Below are 471 nucleotides of genomic sequence, written 5' to 3' on the forward strand. Positions count from 1 at the left end.
TTAAGGAAGTATGAGAGAACCCATAGTGGTCTGGCGGAACGGATATGCGAGTGGAGCGGCGCAATGACGGATGGTCAGAAGGACCAAGTGCCAGAGGTGGACCCGATGCCGGAGGAGAAGCAAGAGGGGTGGTACCTGTAGGCGCTTCTTTATTCCGTCTGTGATACACAAAATCAAGATTAAATCGAACAACGGATTTGTTTTCAGAAAAACCAGGTAAAGAAACGAATGAGGAGTCCGGAGGATCAAGGTGTTGGTGAAAAAAGAACTTGTTTTCCAAAAACACAACATTCCTAGAGGTACTAAGGCGACGAATGGTGGGATCATAGCATAGGAACCCTTTTTGGAAGGGTGCATATTCTAAAAAGGCACACTTAGCTGATTGAGCTGTTAGTTTGGTCCTTTCCGAAGGAGGCAAATGCACAAAGCAAATTGACCCAAAAACATGAAGATCGTCATAGGATGGAGATG

The 471-nt window shown here is 45.6% G+C and carries 1 protein-coding gene and 1 pseudogene; both read right to left on the minus strand.

The features are described 5' to 3' along the window. Window positions 1–280, minus strand: a 280-nt coding sequence (locus tag D7X96_RS40635) for a hypothetical protein (RefSeq protein ID WP_208647454.1), incomplete at its 3' end; no start/stop codon positions are given. Window positions 281–313: 33 nt separating this feature from the next. Next, window positions 314–424 (minus strand): annotated as a pseudogene (locus D7X96_RS42075) (hypothetical protein); the annotation flags it as partial. Between the last annotated feature and the right edge of the window lie 47 nt (window positions 425–471).

It is taken from the genome of Corallococcus interemptor (assembly GCF_003668875.1).
Classification (GTDB): Bacteria; Myxococcota; Myxococcia; order Myxococcales; family Myxococcaceae; genus Corallococcus; species Corallococcus interemptor.